Genomic DNA, 3,928 nt, shown 5'->3' with positions numbered 1-3,928 from the left:
TAACATTGTAGCTCGAGTGGGATTATTAGTATTGGAATTAGAAATTGGCATAATACCAGCATAAAAATCAAGATTTTCAGCAGTATCATCGATATTGTCCATAGTTAAATCAGCAGACATTGCAGGTGAACCACCATACAAATGGACAATTCTATCATCTGTTCCATCAATAGCTGCAGTTGTAAAGGTTATGGTTGCTGTTCCTGTTAATGTATAATCAGCAGGATCAACAGAAGTAACTGAACCTTGATAAACAACATCCATCCTGGTGGAACTTCTAGTATAAGCTCTCTCGATAGGATTTCCTGCTGGCCAGTTTTCCATACCGCCATTTGTAACTGTTAATGGTGTTCCAGTTGGTGATTCAAATGTTACATCATCCACATATTGTGTTTCTGGTGCTGAGAAACCAGATGTATCATAGAACCTCATCCTGAGATATACTCCTGTTGCACCAGTTGGTACCGTACTACTATAACTGAATTGTGCCCAACCTCCAGTATCAGGTCCAACATATTGGTTAGAATATGTGCTTGATGCTCCAGCCCAATCTAACACTCCTGTAACTCTTACATGTGTGCTTGTATAAGCCCAGAAAGAAAAAGTATAAGTATTACCAGCAGTGACATTAATAATTGTATCATTTTCTAAATCACAATTACTTTGGGTTCCGGTATTCACATCCACACGACAACTATAAGTTCCTCCATGAATAGTAGTACCTTCTTGGTATGTATCTATTCCAGAATCACCAATCCAATTATCCGGAAGTGCTTGTGCATAAAACAAGCTTGTTAACAACAAAAAACTAAAAACTAAAACTAACTTTTTCATCTTCCCTCCTATTTTTTTATTTAAATCTCAACTTGCCGAATTTCTTTTTGAGGAAATATCTGTCAAATATTTTTTTTATTTTTTTTATCCTAATCCTTAACGATGATTTATACCATTTACATAACTCGATAAAAAGCAGTTATATCAATAAAAACCAAAAAATCATTTACAAAAATACGATTGAAATAAGTTAGGCGAAAGTTTTCTGTAGTGTTTTGAGAAAGTTTCCCCTACCTAAAGTTAGGGGTTATTGATACTTTTATTTGAAAAAAGGAAAATCAATAACCCATTCCTTCAGGTGTGGGGATCAACGACTCTCAAAGGTGTGGGGATCAACAGATCAAAATTAATAAATTGGAGATGATATGAAAAAAACATTCTTAATGATTATTTTATGCCTTTTATATTTTACGGCTTTCTCAAACGAGATACTATTCAAAACTCTTCCCAACGGGATGGAAGTAGCAGTTAAGGAAAATACAAACAACACTTCGGTCGGCTTTTATTGTTTTGTAAAAACAGGTTCTGTTAATGAAGGGAAATATCTCGGAGCAGGAATTTCACATTACTTGGAACATATTGTTTCCAGCGGTACGACAAAATTCCGCACGGAAGCAGAATATGAGCAAATAGGAAAGGAAATGGGATCATTGGTCAATGCTTACACGACTTATGATGCTACTGCATTTCATATCATTATTGATAAGCAATACCAGGATGAAGCCCTGAAAATTTTATCCGAACAAATGCAGTTCTGTGTTTGCGATTCGATGGAAGTTGCCCGTGAAAAGGAAGTAATTTTAAAAGAAATCGTCATGCGTTCAACTCCCCCTAGATCAAAGGTCTATCAAAGACATCGGGAATTGGTTTTTCCTAATTCCAACAAAAGATATCCTATTATTGGTTACACTGAACTGTTTAAAACAATATCACGCGATGAGCTGCAGGATTATTATGAACAAAGATATGCTCCCAATAATATGGTTTTTGTTGCGGTCGGAGACTTTGATCCGTCAGAAATGATGATAAAAATTGAAGAAACTTTCCAGGATTTTCCCAGAAAACAAATCGAGCCGGTTTATCTTCCCATACAGAATACTAGAAATGGAAATCCGGAATTTGTGGAGGAATTTGAAATTCAGCAGCCGATTGTCTTTATTTCGACTATTCTACCGAATTCGGAATATGAAGATGAATCTGCCCTGGATGCTGCGATGGATATTTTATTTTCCAAAAGAAAATCTCCTATCCGGCTCAAATTAGTTGAAGAATTAAAACTCGTAAATTATATTTACGGATATACGGATATTTCAGCAAATTCCCCGGAAGGGCTGATCAACATCACTTTTGAAGCAAAAGATCCGGATCAAATTCAGGAAATAATAAAAATTATCGATGATGAGTTAAATAAATATGCAGAGGAAGATATTTTCCAAAAAGATATCGATAATATCATCAATCGCAAACGGGCGCAGAAATTGTTATCGACTCCGGGAGTAGAAAGAGAATGTAACCGGATCGGTTGGGATATAATGAGATACGGTATTCCGGATAGTTATGGTTTGATCATTGAACAATATGAAAATTTAACTCCGGAGAAAATCCAAACTGCAATTTCCAAACACTTGATACCAAAAAACCGGGTAGTTTTTTATGCCATGCCGAAAGGCACAAAATCAACTCTGGAAAGGAGCGATGAGATTGTTGTCGAGAAAACCGAACCCGAGAAATTTGAGATTAACAAGAACTTGAGTTTGATATTTCGCAAAAACACGGAAAAACCGATCATCAGGGGAGTTATTTCGCTTCCCATTTCAGAAGAATATGAAACCCTGGAAAATGCAGGTACACTCGAATTTATGACGGAACTTATGTTCAAGGGTTCTGATAAATATCATCCTCTTGATCTTTCTGAATGGAAAGAAGATCATGCAGTTACTTTCTGGACTTCGGTCGGCTCATTTATGCGGATATCCTTCAAATGTTTAAAAGATGATTATCCCGAATTTAAAGAGATGTTATTCGATGCATTTCAAAATCCTTCTTTTCCGGATTCTGAAATAAGTCTGCTCAAAGATGAAATTATTGAACACCATAAAAGAAGTCAAAGCAGAGCAGGTTATTTACATCGAGATTTCCGTTCGCAGCAATTGTATCCCGGACAGAAAGACGGATTACCGGAAGAGAAAAAAATAGAGATCATTCAAAACTTGAGCCAGGAAGATCTGATCGATCTTCATAAAGAATATTTTAAAACAGAAAAAACTTTGATTACTCTTTTCGGGGATTTGGAATTTGAAGAAGCCGAAGAATATGCAAAAGAGATTTTTAAAAAAATACCAAAAGGGAAAATCAAAGGCGAAAAAACTTTTTTAAAAGTTCCTGATATTTCCGAGACATTTATCAACAGTTATGATTTTGAGCAGGTTAATATTGATCTGAACTTCATCGCTCCCAAAATAAATTCTCCTGACTTCTGGACTTTGATGGTGATCGAGAGTATTTTGAGAGGTGGTCGCGGAAGACTACACAAAGCTACTCGCGGAGTGAATGATCTGGCATATTTCACAAATGCTTCCTACGACTTTGATCCTCATTACGGATTCTTCCGGCTAACAAGTCAGACTTCCATTGATAAAAAGGATGAATTGGTTGAAGTTCTGCAAAACGAAATAAAAAAACTTAAACAGGAAGATGTAACTGTCGATGAAATTAATCTGGCAATCGAAGAACAGCAGAAGATCATGGAGACATACTTAACTGACAATCAACTTCCAAACTATATGTCTTTTTATGAAATGATGGGACTGGGATATGATTTTATTGATAAAAGTTCTGAAAAAATGAAAGAAGTAACTCCGGCAGATATCAAACGAGCGGCAAATAAGTATTTCAAAAATACTGCTTTGATCATTTCCGAACCGAATGAAAATGTGGATTTGATGGTGGAGTAAATAGCCGCGAAAAGGCACAAAAAAACAAAAAAAATAGTTTACTGCCTTTCCGAAGTTTCTCACACAGAAATTCTTATCACTAAAATTCGGAAAGTTCAGAGCATTCTCAACCTTCCGAATCTAAAAGATAAGAACAAATG

Annotated in this window: 2 protein-coding genes; one reads left to right on the top strand and one right to left on the bottom strand. The window is 35.8% G+C overall.

The annotated features are described in order from the left end of the window. A partial coding sequence (locus ENL20_12665) for a hypothetical protein (protein HHE39402.1) occupies nt 1-834 on the bottom strand: 834 nt, incomplete at its 3' end. Between the two features lie 365 nt (nt 835-1,199). Here ENL20_12665 and ENL20_12660 point away from each other — a divergent pair. Then, nucleotides 1,200-3,788: an insulinase family protein gene (locus ENL20_12660; protein ID HHE39401.1), complete on the top strand. Its 2,589-nt coding sequence runs from the start codon at nt 1,200-1,202 to the stop codon at nt 3,786-3,788. Nucleotides 3,789-3,928: the final 140 nt, after the last annotated feature.

The organism is Candidatus Cloacimonadota bacterium (assembly GCA_011372345.1).
Lineage (GTDB): Bacteria > Cloacimonadota > Cloacimonadia > Cloacimonadales > TCS61 > DRTC01.
Note: the sequence above shows the minus strand (reverse complement) of the source record. Positions and strands in the feature narration are given on the sequence as shown.